The sequence below is a fragment of the Pseudoalteromonas sp. S1609 genome (genome assembly GCF_005887255.1).
GTDB lineage: Bacteria > Pseudomonadota > Gammaproteobacteria > Enterobacterales > Alteromonadaceae > Pseudoalteromonas.
The window spans coordinates 37,319-53,878 of record NZ_PNDJ01000033.1 but is presented as its reverse complement, the minus strand read 5'-3'; the positions used below and the strand labels follow the sequence as shown (position 1 = coordinate 53,878).

General features: G+C 40.8%; 13 protein-coding genes. 11 read left to right on the top strand and 2 right to left on the bottom strand.

All coding sequences use genetic code 11. The features are described from left to right. Nucleotides 1–2 precede the first annotated feature (2 nt). Entirely contained in the window at nucleotides 3–911 is a 909-nt protein-coding gene (locus tag CWB76_RS09685) for a 1-aminocyclopropane-1-carboxylate deaminase/D-cysteine desulfhydrase (protein ID WP_138607171.1), read from the bottom strand. A gap of 335 nt (nucleotides 912–1,246) precedes the next feature. Between CWB76_RS09685 and CWB76_RS09680 the strand changes: the two genes are divergently transcribed. From CWB76_RS09680 to tldD, 9 genes are all read left to right on the top strand, one after another. Continuing rightward, entirely contained in the window at nucleotides 1,247–3,253 is a 2,007-nt protein-coding gene (locus CWB76_RS09680) for an SUMF1/EgtB/PvdO family nonheme iron enzyme (protein ID WP_138607169.1), read from the top strand. A 135-nt stretch (nucleotides 3,254–3,388) separates the two neighbouring features. Then, entirely contained in the window at nucleotides 3,389–4,432 is a 1,044-nt protein-coding gene (locus CWB76_RS09675; protein ID WP_013463921.1) for a rod shape-determining protein, read from the top strand. Further along, nucleotides 4,432–5,274 (top strand): rod shape-determining protein MreC, encoded by an 843-nt coding sequence (mreC, locus tag CWB76_RS09670; protein ID WP_171039612.1) that lies wholly within the window; start codon nucleotides 4,432–4,434, stop codon nucleotides 5,272–5,274. Before CWB76_RS09675 ends, mreC begins: the two co-directional genes overlap by 1 nt. Then, nucleotides 5,267–5,746, top strand: coding sequence for a rod shape-determining protein MreD (gene mreD / locus CWB76_RS09665; protein WP_138607165.1), 480 nt, complete (start codon nucleotides 5,267–5,269; stop codon nucleotides 5,744–5,746). Before mreC ends, mreD begins: the two co-directional genes overlap by 8 nt. Next, on the top strand, nucleotides 5,746–6,315 hold the full coding sequence (locus CWB76_RS09660) for a Maf family protein (protein WP_138607163.1): 570 nt from the start codon (nucleotides 5,746–5,748) through the stop codon (nucleotides 6,313–6,315). Before mreD ends, CWB76_RS09660 begins: the two co-directional genes overlap by 1 nt. A 1-nt stretch (nucleotide 6,316) precedes the next feature. After that, nucleotides 6,317–7,789 carry a ribonuclease G gene (gene rng / locus CWB76_RS09655; protein WP_138607161.1) on the top strand — a complete coding sequence of 491 codons (1,473 nt, stop codon included), beginning with the start codon at nucleotides 6,317–6,319 and terminating at the stop codon, nucleotides 7,787–7,789. Next, on the top strand, nucleotides 7,789–11,637 hold the full coding sequence (locus CWB76_RS09650) for a YhdP family protein (RefSeq protein WP_138607159.1): 3,849 nt from the start codon (nucleotides 7,789–7,791) through the stop codon (nucleotides 11,635–11,637). Before rng ends, CWB76_RS09650 begins: the two co-directional genes overlap by 1 nt. Further along, nucleotides 11,634–12,473 carry a carbon-nitrogen hydrolase family protein gene (locus tag CWB76_RS09645; protein WP_138607157.1) on the top strand — a complete coding sequence of 280 codons (840 nt, stop codon included), beginning with the start codon at nucleotides 11,634–11,636 and terminating at the stop codon, nucleotides 12,471–12,473. Before CWB76_RS09650 ends, CWB76_RS09645 begins: the two co-directional genes overlap by 4 nt. Beyond that, nucleotides 12,470–13,909 (top strand): metalloprotease TldD, encoded by a 1,440-nt coding sequence (gene tldD, locus CWB76_RS09640; RefSeq protein WP_138607155.1) that lies wholly within the window; start codon nucleotides 12,470–12,472, stop codon nucleotides 13,907–13,909. Before CWB76_RS09645 ends, tldD begins: the two co-directional genes overlap by 4 nt. Before the next feature lie 76 nt (nucleotides 13,910–13,985). Here tldD and CWB76_RS09635 read toward each other — a convergent pair whose 3' ends face one another. Further along, nucleotides 13,986–14,876, bottom strand: coding sequence for a LysR family transcriptional regulator (locus CWB76_RS09635; protein WP_138607153.1), 891 nt, complete (start codon nucleotides 14,874–14,876; stop codon nucleotides 13,986–13,988). Between the two features lie 115 nt (nucleotides 14,877–14,991). On the opposite strand from CWB76_RS09635, the gene CWB76_RS09630 reads away from it, so the two are divergent. Continuing rightward, nucleotides 14,992–15,396 (top strand): VOC family protein, encoded by a 405-nt coding sequence (locus tag CWB76_RS09630; RefSeq protein ID WP_138607151.1) that lies wholly within the window; start codon nucleotides 14,992–14,994, stop codon nucleotides 15,394–15,396. Between the two features lie 39 nt (nucleotides 15,397–15,435). Further along, on the top strand, nucleotides 15,436–16,536 hold the full coding sequence (locus tag CWB76_RS09625) for an alkene reductase (protein WP_138607149.1): 1,101 nt from the start codon (nucleotides 15,436–15,438) through the stop codon (nucleotides 16,534–16,536). Nucleotides 16,537–16,560 lie beyond the last annotated feature (24 nt).

The window sequence follows — 16,560 nt, the reverse complement described above, 5'->3', positions numbered from 1 at the left end:
AGTTAAACAAGTCCACGATATTTTAGCCCGTCCAAACCTTGCAGCCCTCCTGTATGAACAGCAATAATTTTGCTGCCAAGGGGAAAGTAGTCGTTGTTAATGAGCTGCCAAAGTGCATACATCATTTTTCCGCTGTAAATAGGTTCCAGTGGTAACTGATATTGCTGCTGCATGTACTGGCAAAACTGCCATAGCTCAGTAGTAAAGCGACCATATCCGCCATCATGGAACTGTGTAAGTAACTGCCAATTACTTTGTGATTTTGCTTTAGGACTAAGAGCCCGTATTTCATCTCGCAGGTAGTCGGCTTGCTTTAAAACTGCAACACCTAATACAGTGCTTTTACTTGAGCTGCCCTCTATTAAGCCCGCCAAGGTTCCACCACTGCCAGTAGGACAGATTAAGTAGTCATGCTCAGGTAAACTTTGGGCAAGTTCTTTACATCCTTCTATAGCAAACTCGTTTGTGCCTCCTTCAGGTAGGATATATGCATTGGGGAATCGTGCCTGTAATGCTGTTAAATATGCTTTCTCATTTCGTTGTCGGTACTCTAATCGATTCACTACATGTAATCGCATGCCACATTGCTTTGCAAATTTTAACGTTGGATTATTGAGATCAAGTTCAGGGCCTCTAACAATTGCGTGGGTTACTAGGTTAAATTCTTTCCCCGCGGCTGCGCACGCGTGAATATGATTTGAAAAAGCCCCACCAAAAGTCAGTAATTCTGTTTTACCTTGTTGTTGCATGCGAGCTAAATTGTATTTGAGCTTACGCCATTTATTACCACTAATAACAGGGTGTAATAAATCATCACGCTTGATGTTTAACGTAATGTTTTTTTCTGCTAGCAATTTGTTATTAATTGGTTGTAAATAACTATGTTCATTAATACTGAATTGTATTGGCATTATCACTCTTTTTTATTAGTTACATGGTGAATGTGCTGTTTAATAGCGTTATTTTGACTCAAATTTTATTACTTAAGCAAATTAAAAAATATGTATGCGCCGCTAAATTGGTATCTTTTGGGCGTAAAAGGCAGATAAATCTCGGTGTTGTTAAATAAATTAGCTATTTAGTACAAATGAAACGGTTATTTACTGGCATGAAACGGGATAATAGTTGTAAACTGAGATAATAAATGAACAAAGCTTGTGTTTTGTGCTTCAAGTACATAGCATAAGGTTTTATTATAAAAAATAATAATAACCAAATAATTGCCGCTTTTTTGGGACTGGAATATATGCGAATTGCTCCTTTATCTCTATTAATTTCTGCTAGCTTTTTTGCCAGCACAGTATTTGCACAAGATACAACTACTGTAAATAGAATTGAATCAGAGATTAATACGAAACAAACAGAATACACTCGTTCAACAACGATGCTCGATAAATATTTACAAGAAGAGAATCAGCTTCAAACCCAGCTTGAACTGCTTAGAGCGCGTTCAACACAACTTGATAAAGAAAAAAATCAAGCATTGGATGCGATGAATGACATGTATCGACGCTTAATTAATAATCCATCGCTTGATATTACGCAGGCGCAATCTCGTTATCAAAAAGCCGTTGTTGACCAAGAACAAAACAAAAATGATATCTCTATGCAATTGGCGGCAATTGCATCCCATCTAAAAGATATTGAGCAAATTCGCGCTGATAAACATGCTCTTCAGAACACTATTGAAAGTTTAAAAGTGCAATACACCACTGCGCGTGTAGAGCGATTGCGCAACGAATTTACCCGTGAAGGGACACTTGAAGTCGACCACACCCTTAATTGTAAGCGTACTGAAACACTAGCGGCATGTGAGCAACGCGGACAGCAGATGGGGCTGAAAAAGGCGACTAAGCGCTTTTTAGATCAAATATTTGAAAACCTTACCGAAAAACGTCTTGTCGAACCTAAGCGAGATATGGCAGGAGCGCAAGTACAGATTTTAAGTAGCCATGTGATTAAGAGCGCTTTTAGCGGGCAAGGTGATTACAACGTCAATTTAAGCGTTACTATGCGTGGAGATGTAAACAGTAGCCGTTTGTGTCACTTATTAAGTGTAAATAACAGTTTTTGTTCAGAGTATGGTACCCCGCTGACAAATACTTATCAGCCTGCTTATAGCACTACTTTTTCAGATAGTCAGTTAACATTCAGCGATAATGCGGATAATAAGGCGGTCGCTGTTGTTGCAAAAACAGCTAACAAAAAGCCAAAAGTGGTCGCTGAGCAAAAGAAAGATCAGTTAATCCAGTTAACTTTGCGCTCAAACGTGCATGGCGATGAAGTTTTTATTAACGACATTCGTGTTGGCTCAACTCGCTTAGTAACAAGGTTACCGCGTGGTTTACACAAATTAGAAATACGCAAAGACGGTTATGTTCCTTACAAAGCACGTATTGATTTAAAGAAGACACGTACACTTTTCGCTAAGTTAGAAAAAAAGTCAGAGTCGATTGCTGCACCGACTAAAAAGCGAGAGCAAATAATACAAGCAGATTGCCCTAAAGGAATGGAAGTTGATACGCAGCCACCAACAGTGGATTCGTCAGCGGTAGTAATCCCTGTTGGCACATTTAAAATGGGCGATATTAACGGCAATGGACTGGAAAATGAGCGTCCCGTTGTTGAAAAAACGATTAGTGAAGCGTTTGTTATGCAAAGTAAAGAAGTCACTGTCGGCGCATTTGAGAAGTTTGTAAACGAAACGCAATATAAGACTGAAGCTGAAAAAGGCAAAGGGTGTGCTTATTATCTAAATGGCGAACCCGTTTGGGAAGCAAGCTTAAACTGGCGAGCTCCTGGGTTTGAGCAAACTAGTGATTTTCCAGCTGTGTGTTTGACAAAAAATGATGCTGTAGCTTATGCAGAATGGTTTTCTGATAAAACAGCGCAAACGTATCGCCTACCTACAGAGGTTGAGTGGGAATATGCAGCGCGTGCAGGTACAGATACTGAATACCCTTGGGGTAACGAAATTGGTAAAAACTTAGCAAACTGTGGTTGGTGTGGTAGCGAATGGTCAAACAAACGCACTGCACCGGTAGGGTCTTTTTCTGCAAATGCATTTGGTTTATACGACACCGTGGGCAATGTATGGGAATGGACTGGTAGCACAGAGAATAAAAAAAATGCAGTGGTTCGTGGCGGCGCATGGAATTTTGCACCTAGCCTTGCTCGTGCCTCAACGCGTTTAATCCTAGCGCCAGACTTTAGAGCTAATTACATTGGCTTTCGCTTAATGAGCGAACAATAATATTTAATGAGGAAGCAAACGCTTCCTCTTTTTAATGATTACAAAGACGGCTGCGCTTTATATTGCTCATTACATTGAGAATGTTAAAGTAAGCGCAACTAAAATAAGAACGAATTTCAAAGGTCATCCAGCCTCATGTTTAAAAAACTCCGTGGTATTTTTTCAAACGATCTATCGATCGATCTAGGTACAGCCAACACACTAATTTATGTAAAAGAAGAAGGGATCGTATTAAACGAACCTTCAGTAGTTGCTATTCGTCAAGAACGTGCTGGTGGACCTAAAAGTGTTGCATCTGTAGGTACAGAAGCTAAGCAAATGTTAGGACGTACGCCTGGTAATATTAAAGCTATTCGTCCGATGAAAGATGGTGTGATTGCTGATTTTTATGTGACCGAAAAAATGCTCCAGCATTTTATTAAGCAAGTGCACAACAATAACTTTATGCGACCAAGCCCACGTGTACTTATTTGTGTACCTTGTGGCGCTACACAGGTTGAAAAGCGTGCAATTCGCGAATCAGCGATGGGTGCAGGCGCTCGTGAAGTTTACTTAATTGAAGAGCCTATGGCTGCTGCAATTGGTGCTGGCTTACCGGTATCAGAAGCAACGGGTTCTATGGTTGTTGATATTGGTGGCGGTACAACCGAAGTGGCTATTATCTCACTCAATGGTGTTGTCTACTCGTCATCTGTACGTATTGGTGGCGACAAGTTTGATGAAGCCATTATTAATTATGTTCGTCGTAACTTTGGTAGCTTAATTGGTGAAGCCACGGCTGAGAATATTAAACATCAAATTGGCTCTGCATTTAAAACAGACGAACCAGTAGAAATCGAAGTGCGTGGTCGTAACCTTGCAGAAGGTGTTCCTCGTTCGTTTACACTTAATTCGCATGAAATTTTAGAAGCATTACAAGAGCCGCTAATGGGGATTGTAAGTGCAGTAATGGTTGCACTTGAACAGTCACCACCGGAGCTGGCATCTGATATTTCAGCGCACGGTATGGTATTAACTGGCGGCGGCGCGTTACTAAAAGATTTAGATCGCCTACTCATGGAAGAAACTGGTATTCCAGTGGTTGTTGCTGATGATCCACTTACCTGTGTTGCTCGTGGCGGCGGTAAAGCGCTTGAGATGATTGATGTGCACGGTGGTGACGTTTTTAGTTACGACTAATGAAATCAATGTTTGAAAAAACAATCTCTTTGCAACTGCGACTTTTTGTCGCAGTGCTTTTGAGTATCGTATTGATCCTTGGAGATAAATACACAAAGGGTGGTGAAAATATTCGCACCAGTTTGAATACCTTAGTCACCCCTCTCATTTATGTTGCCAACCTGCCTTACGAAGTATTTAGCTTTAGCGCCAAGAGTTTGCATACCCGCGAGCAGTTGCTCACTGAGAATGAAGCCCTGAAAAAAAAGCAAGTATTGCAGAGCGAACAAATCCAGCAATATGAATTCTTAGCAAAAGAAAATCAAAAACTAAGAGCATTAATGGGCTCGTCTTCAAAACATACCAATCGTAAAATTATTGCTCAAGTACTTTCTGTTCACTCAAATCCTTATAGTCATCAAGTGGTGATAAATCGAGGAACTACCGATGGTTTAAGTGAAAGCCAAGCAGTAATTGATGATATGGGACTAGTGGGGCAGTTGACTAAAGTGGGCTCAACCACGTCACGAGTGTTATTAATTACCGATACCACCCACGCCACTCCTGTGCGTATTTTGCGTAATGATGTGCGAACAGTGGTTGAAGGTATTGGTAAAATTAACGTACTGAAGCTGTCGCATGTGCCGCATAGTTTAGATGTACGTATAGGCGATGTACTGGTTACATCTGGCCTTGGTGGCACATTTCCTGAAGGCTACCCGGTTGCGGTGATCACAGAAATAACCCGTGATGAAGGTCAACCTTTTGCGCAAGTATTTGCTGAGCCGATAGCTCAATTAGACAGAATTCGACTATTAGTCGTGTTATGGCTAAATCAGCAGGAGTTGATGGGAGATGATTAACCGCCAAACGCTATTAATTGCGTTAAGTATTTTCTTTGCATTGGTAGTGGCATTGATGCCATTACCTTTTTCACTTGAACCATTTCGTCCTGACTGGGTGTTGTTGGTGCTTATGTATTGGTCTTTGGCTTTACCGCACCGCTTAAATATAGGCACAGCTTGGGTTGTTGGGTTATTGATTGATTTAGCGACTGGCTCTTCTTTAGGTGTAAACTCATTAACCTACTCGGTATGTATTTTTGTTACGGCAAGTAACTTTCAAAAAATTCGCAATTTTTCATTGTGGCAACAAAGCCTTTTAATTGGCTTATTTTTAACGCTTTATCATTTAATGCAGTTTTGGTTAAATCACTTTTTACTTGGCGTTTATTTTAGCCCACATTACTTATGGCCTGTATTAACAGGCATGTTGAGTTGGATATGGGTATTTTTATTACTTAGAAAATACCGTAGACACTTTAGGATCAGATAATGACTTGCGCAGTATATTTAGCTTCCGCGTCTCCCCGTCGTAAAGAGCTTTTAACCCAATTGGGTGTCGAATTTTCACAATTTAGTGTTGATGCTGATGAAAGCCAGCTTGTTAACGAACTCCCATATGATTATGTCGAACGCTTAGCGCGTTTAAAGGCGCAAATGGGGGTAGAGCAAGGGTATACCGACCGCCCCGTTTTAGGCAGCGATACTGTAGTCGTGATTGACAATCAATCTTTAGGTAAACCCATAGATAAACAAGACTTTACTCACACCTTAAAGCGTTTATCAGGAAATACTCATCAAGTGTTAACTGCTATCGCTTTTGCCACACCAGAAAAAGTACTTAGCTGTGTTGTCAGTACTGATGTTACTTTTAAAATACTCAATGATGCAGAAATAGACGCTTATTGGCAAACGGGCGAGCCTCAAGATAAAGCCGGTGGTTACGGTATCCAAGGGTTAGGTGGACGCTTTGTAACGCATATTTCGGGTAGCTATTTTGCCGTTGTAGGCTTACCTTTGTATGAGACAGAACAATTATTAAATACATTCTTAAGAGGGTAGCATGAGTACAGAACTACTGATCAATGTCACGCCAAGTGAAAGTCGCGTTGCCCTAATCGAAAACGGTGTATTACAAGAAATTCAGCTAGAGCGTATTGGTAATTTAGGCATAGTAGGCAATATTTACTTAGGTAAAATAAGTCGCGTGCTACCGGGAATGCAAGCTGCTTTTGTTGATATAGGCTTAGAGAAAGCCGCCTTTTTACACGCCTCAGATATCGTCAATAGTGCTTCTATTGTGGAAGGTGTTGACGACGAGCCAATTAAAAAAGTCCAAGATATTCGTGAGCTTGTTCGTCAAGGGCAGTACATTATGGTGCAAGTGGTTAAAGATCCACTGGGCAGTAAAGGTGCTCGCTTAACCACTGATATTACTATACCGTCACGCTATTTAGTATTTATGCCAGATGCGACGCATGTTGGTGTGAGTCAGCGTATAGAAACGGAAGAGGAACGCGCTAGACTTAAAAAAATTGTTGCTGAATATGGCGACGAAAACGGCAGCTTTATTGTTAGAACTGCCGCTGAAGGTGCAAGTGAAGCTGAGCTTCGTCACGATGCTGCGTTTTTAAAAAAACTGTGGGATAAAATAGTTTCTAAACGCCGTAAAACCAGCAAAGCGAGTATTTTGCATGAAGATCTTACGCTAGCTTTTAGAACGTTACGTGATTACGTGGGCGAAGATATGGAGCGCATTCGTGTTGACTCTAAGCTGACCTATCAAGAGCTTAAGCTGTTTACTGAAGAGTTTGTGCCGTTATTATCGCAAGTGCTTGAGTATTATCCGGGTGAGCGCCCCATTTTCGACTTATTTGATGTAGAAAGTGAAATTCAAAAGGCATTGCATCGTAAGGTGACTTTAAAGTCTGGTGGGTACCTGATCATAGATCAAACCGAAGCAATGACCACGGTTGATGTTAATACCGGTGCATTTGTTGGTCACCGTAACCTTGAAGAAACTATTTTTAATACTAATGTTGAAGCAACCTCAGCTATTGCCCGTCAACTAAGGCTGCGTAATTTAGGCGGTATTATTATTATCGACTTTATTGATATGGTCAGCGATGAGCACAAACGCCGAGTAATGCATTCATTAGAATCTGCGCTTTCTAAAGATCGTGCCAAAGCTAATATTAATGGTTTGTCGGCATTGGGACTAGTTGAAATGACCCGCAAGCGAACTCGCGAAAGTTTAGAGCATATACTGTGTGATGTATGTCCTGCATGTTCAGGGCGTGGTTCACAAAAAACGGTAGAAACTGTGTGCTATGAAATCCTTCGTGAAATAGTGCGTGTTAATCGCGCTTATGCTGCTGATAAGTTTGTAGTTTATGCATCCCCAGCAGTATGTGAAGCGCTATTAAATGACGAATATCATAACCTTGCAGAGTTAGAGTTATTTATTGGTAAGCAAGTTAATATTCAAACAGAGAGCTTATACAGCCAAGAGCAGTTTGATGTGGTAATGATGTAATGAAGTTTAAAGCGGCCTGTTTCTTTTGTGTACGCAAATTATGGCAAATAAGCGCTGTAATTTTGGTGCTACTGGCCGTTATTGTTTCTATTTTAAAATACACCTTACCTTACGCAAATGATTATAAAGGCGACATAGAAAATTACCTTGATAGCAAGTTTGATATCAGCTTATCGATAGGCGCTATATCGGCAAGTTGGCAAGGTAATGGCCCAGCCCTAGTGCTCGAAGAATTATCATTTAAAGACAACCAAACCGCCCCTATTTCTTTAACTATTGCGAAAACCAGTTTAGAGCTAAATCTTTGGGAAAGCTTAAAGTCTCTTCAACTTAAGTCGAATTACTTTGTCATTAATGGTTTTCATACCAAGGTTAATGTCGCGAATTTATTTGTCGGCAACCAAGATGATGTGTCATTTGAACAAAAAGAATTAATAGAAGGGCTATTTTTAGGTGAAACCGGTCATTTTGCAATAGAAAACTCCAGTATCAACTTTGTATTAGAAGATAACAAAGAACGCAAGCTGTTATTAGAAAACATTGTATGGCAAAACCAAGATAAACAACATCTTGGTAGTGGCAGTCTAGCATTACCGGGTATTTCGGTGGGGAATTTTGATGCACGCATTGCCCTTAAGGGTGAAACCTTAGAGCAAATGGTGGGTGATTTGTATGTGCAGGCTAATCAGGTTGATGTGTCAAATTGGTTAGCGCAATATATTAATACTCAAAAGCAGCAACTGCATAGCGATTTAAATTTACAAGCTTGGCTTAGATTAGAGCAAGGCCTAGTGAGTGACGTAAAAGTTCAGTGGTTACCGAGCGCGGTAAATTGGCAGCTCAATGAACAAACACAAAATGTAAGCCTAAGTGAAGGGGGATTTCATTTATACCCTGAGCAAAATAGCTGGCGATTAAAAAGCACAGGCTTAGCATTTAGCACCGGTGAAACCACTTGGCCAAGCCTTGAATTTGAAGCCTTATTGGGTAAGCAAAATAAAGTATGGCTACAGCAACTTGATTTAGCGCTATTGAGTGATTTAGCTGAGTTGACTAATTTTACCGATTTAGCCCCCTTTTTAGCACGCCAACCTAGCGGACAAATAAAGACTGCGTACCTTGAGTTTGCCGATGCAAGGCAATGGCAACTATGGTTTGATGCTGACGAAATTAGCTGGCAAGAAAAAAACGCTGTACCCGCCGCTCAATCTTTAAGAGTTAATGGGCTGGTTAATCAGCAGTATGGTCGCATTGCGATTTTTAGTGAGAACAGCCATTTAATTACAGGTGCTAGTTTTAGTAATAATATTGATTATAACCAATTAAATATTGAGCTTGATTTAGCTAAGCGCTCAGGCGATTGGCATATTAGCAGTGATAACCTGTGGCTTGATAACAATGAGGTGACTTTAAGCGCACAAATGCAGCTGAGTTTGGGTGATACGCCACGCTTAGATTTATATGCTGAAGCGTTTGCACCAGATGCCAGTATTGCAGGTCACTATTTTCCTTTAACGTTAATGAGCCCTGACTTAGTTAGTTATTTAAATGGTGCAATAAAAGCAGGCGAAGTATCAAATACTCAGGTGTTATTTTCTGGTCCACTATCAGGCTTTCCATTTGACGATGGTTCAGGGCAGTTTGATGTAATAGCACAAATAGACAATGCCACCTATCAATTCGATCCCGATTGGCCAGCAGTAACTAATGCCAATGTAAAGCTGCATTTTGCTAATGAGCGAATGGACATATATAGTCAGCAAGGCCAACTGGTAAATCTTGATATTGGCAGTAGTGTCCATGTAAGTATTGATGACTTAATGGGCGATGCGCCGTTGGTAGTTAGTATTGATAAGCAAGCAGAGCTTGAAAAGATGCACGATTTTTTTGCCGCTACGCCTTTAGCAAATCCATTAGCTGATATTTTTAATGTTGTGCAAGGACAGGGTCTTGCAAGTGCAAATATTGAATTGCTAATAGGTTCACAATTTGAGGGGGGAGCCAGTGTCAGTGGTAAGGTTAATTTACTCGACTCACCTCTCTACATTTCTGCGCCTGGTATTTCTCTTGAGCATTTAAAGGGTGAACTTAGCTTTAATAATCAACAAATAAACCTTACAAATGCAACGGCTACATGGCTTGGTATGCCACTAACTATTAACTACAATAGTGACGCAAACGAAGAGGATTATCGCGCTAATATAAGTATAAATGCTCAGCTTGATGCACAAACACTCATAAACCATGGTCAAGGCATTTTAGATGGTTACTTAAGTGGGCAAAGTGATGTTGATATTGCTTTGGAGCTTAATTTTACCGAGCAAGGGTTCAACTATCGTGCCCAAGTTGAATCGCCACTTATTGGCTTAAGTAGTTCTTTACCTGGAGCATATACAAAAAACAGTGAGCAAGCTTGGCCACTGAGTGCGGTTATTCAAGGTGATGATATATCTAATTTGATCACCGCAAACGTTGATCAGCTAGTTTATTTTAATGCCATTCTAGACAATACTAAATCACAGTTTAATAACGCCCACTTTATAATTGGCAACAAAGATTTAGGGCTTAACGCGCAAGATTTAGCGGTAAGTATTAACTTAGCGCAAAGTGAGTTATTACCTTGGATTGATTTAATTGATCAAATTATTAATGCAGCTAAAGCGCAGCCAGAGAGTGAATCGCCAGGTATTATGCCGCCTTTGTATGAGGTTGTTGCGAATATTAACTCTTTTAATGTGAGTGACATGCAGTTTAATGATTTTGATATGCGTTTGTCGCCCTTAAATAATAACTTGCAATTAAAGCTCAATGCTAAAGAATTACGAGCAGAAGTGTTCATTCCCAGCGAGCAATCAAGTCAGCCGATTCGAATAAACAGTGACTATTTAAGGCTTAATTTTTTAGAGGCTGAAACAGAGCAACCGAGCGAAAAATCATCTCCTGAACAACTTGCATGGCTTACAAATTTGCCTGCTATTGAGTTTGAGTGTGCCGACTGTAAGATTAGCCATTATCAGCTAGATAAAGTCAGCGCCTCATTGTTAGGCGATGGTAAAAAACTGCTTATTTCTGAGCTAGTGGTGGATAAAGGCGATCATATATTGCGCACTAAAGGGCAATGGCAAAATGGTTTAACGGCAATGAGCGGCGAACTTAAAAGTGATGATATTGGCGCCTTATTTAATGAATTTGATATTACCACCACTATTAAAGACTCAAACGCCAATCTAAATTATCAATTAAATTGGCAAGCGGCACCTTATAACTTAGATATTGCTAGTTTAGACGGTGAAATTAGTTGGGATCTAGGCGAAGGCCACTTAACTGAGGTGAGTGATGGGGGCGCACGGGTATTTTCATTACTAAGCCTTGATTCATTAGTGCGTAAGTTAAAGCTTGATTTTAGAGATGTATTTTCTAAAGGTTTTTTCTATAACAGTATGAAAGGCACGATGCAGATAGATAAAGGCATTGCCTATACCCAAGATACTAAAATGGATGGGGTGCCTGCCGATCTCTCTATTAAAGGGTATGCAAATTTAAATACTCTCGAAATTGACTACGACTTAGCAGTAGCACCGCAAGTAACCTCGAGTATTCCAGTAATTGTGGCTTGGATGGTTAACCCAGTAACGGGGCTTGCAGCTTTAGCTATTGATAAAGTGATTCATTCTGCGCGAGTGATCTCAGAGATCAACTTTAAAGTGACGGGCAAAATGAACGATCCTCAGGTACAAGAGTTAGATCGTAAGAGCCGAGAGGTGACCTTGCCACAAGCTGCACAAAATCAGCCGCAAGCATCTTCAGAGTTAAAGCTTAAAGATGCTGAGGTGAGCGCAGCGCAATGAGTAAATCACTTATAAGTACAACACCTGCGATTATTGCATTACAAATGTGCTCAGGCTTAAATCCTGATGATAACATTGCCACCTTAAAGCAAGCCTTAGCTGAATTACCAAGCACGCGGCCTTTGTTAGTATGTTTACCAGAAGCGTTTTTAGTGTTTAGTAAACACGCTGGTGATACGTTGTTAGTGTCTCAGCGTATTGAGCAATATAAACAGCAAATCAGTGAATTGTGCCGTAAACACAATATTTGGTTAAATGCTGGCACCATGCCAGAGCCCTATAACCAACATAAATATTACGCTGCCTCACACTTGTTTAATAACCAAGGTGATATTGTTGCAAGTTATAACAAAATACATTTATTTGATGTTGAGGTAGATGACCAGACCGGCAGCTACCGAGAGTCCGATTTTACTCAAGCGGGCGATGAGATTGTGGTTGTTGATTCTCCCTTTGGTAAAATTGGTTTAACAGTGTGTTATGATTTGCGCTTTGCTGGTTTATTTAATGCTTTAGTTCGCAAAGGCGCAGAAATTATATTAATACCCAGTGCGTTTACTGTGCCTACAGGTAAAGCGCATTGGCAGCCGCTACTTGCAGCACGTGCCATAGAAACTCAGTGTTATGTTATTGCTGCAGCGCAATATGGAACACATGAAAACGGTAGACAAACTTATGGTCACAGCCTGATGTTATCGCCCTGGGGTGAAACATTAAGTGAAAAACCAACAGGGCTTGGTTTTATTAGTTGTACCGTAGATTTGAACCAGTTACACAAAATTAGACGAGATATGCCGCTGCAATCTCACCAACGATTTAGAGAGCCATTATTATGAATTCGGTTGAACAGCATTTATTACACGACAGCCAGCTAAATCGAGAAGAACTCGAAAAAACATTAGCTTATATTCACCAGCACAAAGTTGATTATGCCGACCTTTATTTTCAATCGAGTCATCATGAGTCTTGGGTATTAGAAGACGGCCTTGTTAAAGAAGGGTCTTATAATGTTGAGCGTGGTGTTGGCGTACGGGCTGTTAGTGGTGAAAAAACCGGTTTTTCGTATTCAGATGCAATCAATCTTGAAGCGTTAAACAAAGCAGCCACGGCTGCACGTAGTATTGCCGATGCCGGTGAAGATAAAGCGGTTAAAGTATTTAGTGATGTGGCTGCAAAACAGCAGTTTTCACCGCATCAACCAATTTCTAGCATGAGCGATACCGATAAAGTTAATTTGTTACGTGAGCTTGAAAATTATATCCGCGAATTAGCCCCTGATGCTGAGCAAGTTATTAGCTCAATGTCTGCGGTATACGAAGAAGTATTAATTGCAGCCAGTGATGGCACCTTTGCTACCGATATTCGTCCACTGATCCGTTTAAACTGCTCTGTATTGCTAGAGAAGAATGGTCGCCGTGAACGTGGCGGTGCTGGTGGCGGCGCACGCCTAGACTATGGTTACTTTAAAGAGCTTGTTGATGGCAAGCCGCGTTGGATGGGCTTTGCAGAAGAAGCCGTTCGTCAAGCTAAGGTAAACTTAGAAGCTATTGATGCCCCAGCGGGTACTATGGAAGTAGTATTAGGTAATGGCTGGCCAGGCGTGTTGTTACACGAAGCAGTCGGTCATGGTCTAGAAGGTGACTTTAACCGTAAAGGCGCGTCTGCGTTTAGCGGTAAAGTAGGGCAAAAAGTCGCTTCAGAGCTATGTACTGTGGTTGATGATGGTACTATGGCTGATCGTCGTGGTTCACTTAATGTGGATGACGAAGGCACGCCTGCAGCCTATAACGTACTTATCGAAAACGGTATTTTAAAAGGCTATATGCAAGATAAAATGAACGCGCGTTTGATGGGGGTAAACCCAACAGGTAACGCACGTCGTGAGTCATACGCGCATTTACCAATGCCACGTATGACCAACACTTATATGTTAGGTGGCGAGCATAGCCAAGCTGATATTATCAGCACGGTTAAAAAAGGCGTGTTTGCCCCTAATTTTGGTGGTGGCCAAGTGGATATCACCTCAGGTAAGTTTGTATTTAGTGCCTCAGAGGCCTACTTAATTGAAAATGGCAAAATTACTCAGCCTATTAAAGGGGCAACATTAATTGGTAATGGCCCTGAGGTTATGCAACAAATCTCTATGGTAGGTAATGATTTAGCGCTTGATAAAGGCGTAGGTGTTTGTGGTAAAGATGGTCAAAGTGTACCAGTAGGTGTTGGCCAACCAAGTTTGAAAATTGATCAGTTAACAGTGGGTGGCACGGCTTAATTTTATTACTGCCAAATACTACAAATAAAACCTTGGAAGTGCATGCTTTCAAGGTTTTATTTTGTCGGCTGTTTATTTAAATTTGCTGCTGAAAAAAATCCATAAATGCGACAACTTGTCGTGGCTGAAATTGCCTTGATGGGTAAAGAAACTGTAAGCCAATCTGTTGTTTATCTTTATTACTAAAACCGAGAATATAGTCATCAAGTAGTGTCACTAAATGACCCTTTGTCAGATCATCGCTAATATCTACCATTGATTTTAGAGCAATCCCGGCACCATCAATTGCCCATTGTCTGATCACCGCACCATCACTGCTACTCATAGCCACAGGGACGCGAATTATTTGATCTTTAAAATGCCAATCATTCATCGATTGACCAAATCGCTCCATTACTAGGCAGCGATGATTTAATAAATCGCTTGGCCGCAAAGGTTGGCCATGTATTTTTAAATATTCAGCTGAAGCACATAACACACGTTGATTGGCCTTGATCATTCGGCTAATCAAATTGCTATCGGGTAAGTTTCCAAAGCGAATAGCAATATCAATACCTTCTTCAACTAAATTGACTAAGCCATCGGTTAAATGCAGGTGTGGTTTAACTTGTGGGTTTTGTGCTACAAATTTAGCTATTGCAGGGGCAACAAACTGTTTACCAAAGTCAGAGGGTGCGGTTATTTTGAGACTACCCGAAAGGGTGTTTTTACTAAGCTGAATACTTTGCTCTGTGGCATCAATTTCAGCAATTACTCTTAAACAGCCTTGATAAAATTGCTCTCCAGCCTCGGTCAATTTAATACTGCGAGTATTACGTATTAAGAGTCGGGTTTGATAGTGATTTTCAAGCTGGTTGATACGTGCCGTCATACTCGCAGGCGATAAACCAATTTTTCGCCCAGCTGCAGCAAGCCCGCCAGAGCGCACCACATGAACAAAAAGCTGCATATCATCAATCTTAGCCATCGTTCCTCACTCTTTATAATTCAGTATTAATGAATAGTGTTTTTGATATTAACTCAATTATCAAATTTAAGTAAATAGTTAAACTGGTTGTACTCATTATCAACAGAGAAAGTTTATGCGTTTAGATCATGTATTAATTTCTAGTTGTGATTACCAGGCGATGCGACGGTTCTTTATTAATTCAGTTGGGCTAAGTGAAGGGTATCGTCCGCCTTTTCCTTTCGAGGGAGCGTGGCTATACGGCAGCGATAACGTTGCTTTGATTCATCTGGTTAATGCCGCTGGTAATAAAGCGCAACAGGGTTACTTATCAGCATTAAACAGCAAAACCCAAGGCCGAGGAGTGGTAGATCACATTGCCATTCGTAGCATAGGTTATCAAGGATTGAAAAGTCGCTTAGCGCAAACAGGTATAAGTTATTTCGAGCGAACCGTGCCAGAGCTCCTAGAGCATCAAGTATTTATACCTGGGCCTGAAGAGATGAAAGTCGAAATGCTATTTAGCAGTGATGAAATTTAATTTAAATCCAGATAAACATTATTTATAAGAGAGTTAGTTATGTCTATAGAATCCTTATTTGAAGCTAAAACCCTCGGTGGCATGGTTACGCAAAATAGAATTGTGATGGCACCTATGACCCGTTCGCGAACTGCGCAACCGGGCGATATTCCTACTGAACTAATGGCCACTTATTATGCGCAGCGTGCTACTGCAGGACTGATTATTTCTGAAGCAACACAAATTTCTGCTCAGGGCAAAGGTTACTCATTTACGCCAGGTATTTACACGCAAGAACAAATCGAAGGTTGGAAGCAAGTAACACAAGCTGTGCATAAAGAAGGCGGTAAAATATTTTTACAACTTTGGCACGTTGGTAGAATGTCGCACTCTTCATTTCATCATGATGGAACGCCAGTTGCCCCATCTGCACTTGCCCCAGATGCACAAGTTTGGGTGGTAGGCGATGATGGAGAAGGACGGATGCTTGACTGCCCAACCCCACGAGCCCTAAGTGTTAAAGAAATTAAAGAAATAGTAAATGATTATAAGCAAGCGGCAATTAACGCGATTGAGGCTGGTTTCGATGGCGTTGAAATACATGGAGGTAACGGGTATTTAATTGATCAGTTTTTAAGACGCTCAGCAAATAAACGCACAGATGAATATGGCGGTAGCCAAGAAAACCGTATTCGTTTTGCCTGTGAAATTATTGGCGCAATTAGTAATGCCATTGGCGCTCATAAAGTGGGTATTAGATTAGCGCCTTTTATCACTCAGCGTGGTATGGGTGATAGTGAAGCAATTGGCACTATTTTATTGGCAGCAAAGCAATTTGAGCAAATTGGTATTGCGTATATTCATCTTGCCGAAGCGGACTGGGACGATGCACCTAGTGTAACACCAGAGTTTAGAGTCGCACTTCGTCAGTATTTTAGTGGCGCAATTATTGTTGCCGGTAATTATACCGAGCATTCAGGTGCGCAGCTTATTGAACAAGGTCTTGCTGATTATATTGCATTTGGTCGCCGTTTTATTGCTAACCCAGACTTACCGTATCGTATTCAAGAGCAACTGCCACTAAACACCATTACCGATGGGAGAACATTGTTTGGAGGTACAGCCAAAGGTTATACCGATTACCCAGCGTATCAAAAGTAACTTTCGTTTTAACTGAAAAATATA

Excerpts from the sequence above, each read along its gene's own strand:
- mreD (WP_138607165.1), top strand. The coding sequence starts at position 5,267 with ATGATTAACCGCCAAACGCTATTAATTGCGTTAAGTATTTTCTTTGCA.
- CWB76_RS09645 (WP_138607157.1), top strand. The coding sequence starts at position 11,634 with ATGAGTAAATCACTTATAAGTACAACACCTGCGATTATTGCATTACAA.
- rng (WP_138607161.1), top strand. The coding sequence starts at position 6,317 with ATGAGTACAGAACTACTGATCAATGTCACGCCAAGTGAAAGTCGCGTT.
- CWB76_RS09675 (WP_013463921.1), top strand. The coding sequence starts at position 3,389 with ATGTTTAAAAAACTCCGTGGTATTTTTTCAAACGATCTATCGATCGAT.
- CWB76_RS09630 (WP_138607151.1), top strand. The coding sequence starts at position 14,992 with ATGCGTTTAGATCATGTATTAATTTCTAGTTGTGATTACCAGGCGATG.
- CWB76_RS09660 (WP_138607163.1), top strand. The coding sequence starts at position 5,746 with ATGACTTGCGCAGTATATTTAGCTTCCGCGTCTCCCCGTCGTAAAGAG.
- tldD (WP_138607155.1), top strand. The coding sequence starts at position 12,470 with ATGAATTCGGTTGAACAGCATTTATTACACGACAGCCAGCTAAATCGA.
- CWB76_RS09625 (WP_138607149.1), top strand. The coding sequence starts at position 15,436 with ATGTCTATAGAATCCTTATTTGAAGCTAAAACCCTCGGTGGCATGGTT.
- CWB76_RS09635 (WP_138607153.1), bottom strand. The coding sequence starts at position 14,876 with ATGGCTAAGATTGATGATATGCAGCTTTTTGTTCATGTGGTGCGCTCT.
- CWB76_RS09680 (WP_138607169.1), top strand. The coding sequence starts at position 1,247 with ATGCGAATTGCTCCTTTATCTCTATTAATTTCTGCTAGCTTTTTTGCC.
- mreC (WP_171039612.1), top strand. The coding sequence starts at position 4,432 with ATGAAATCAATGTTTGAAAAAACAATCTCTTTGCAACTGCGACTTTTT.
- CWB76_RS09650 (WP_138607159.1), top strand. The coding sequence starts at position 7,789 with ATGAAGTTTAAAGCGGCCTGTTTCTTTTGTGTACGCAAATTATGGCAA.
- CWB76_RS09685 (WP_138607171.1), bottom strand. The coding sequence starts at position 911 with ATGCCAATACAATTCAGTATTAATGAACATAGTTATTTACAACCAATT.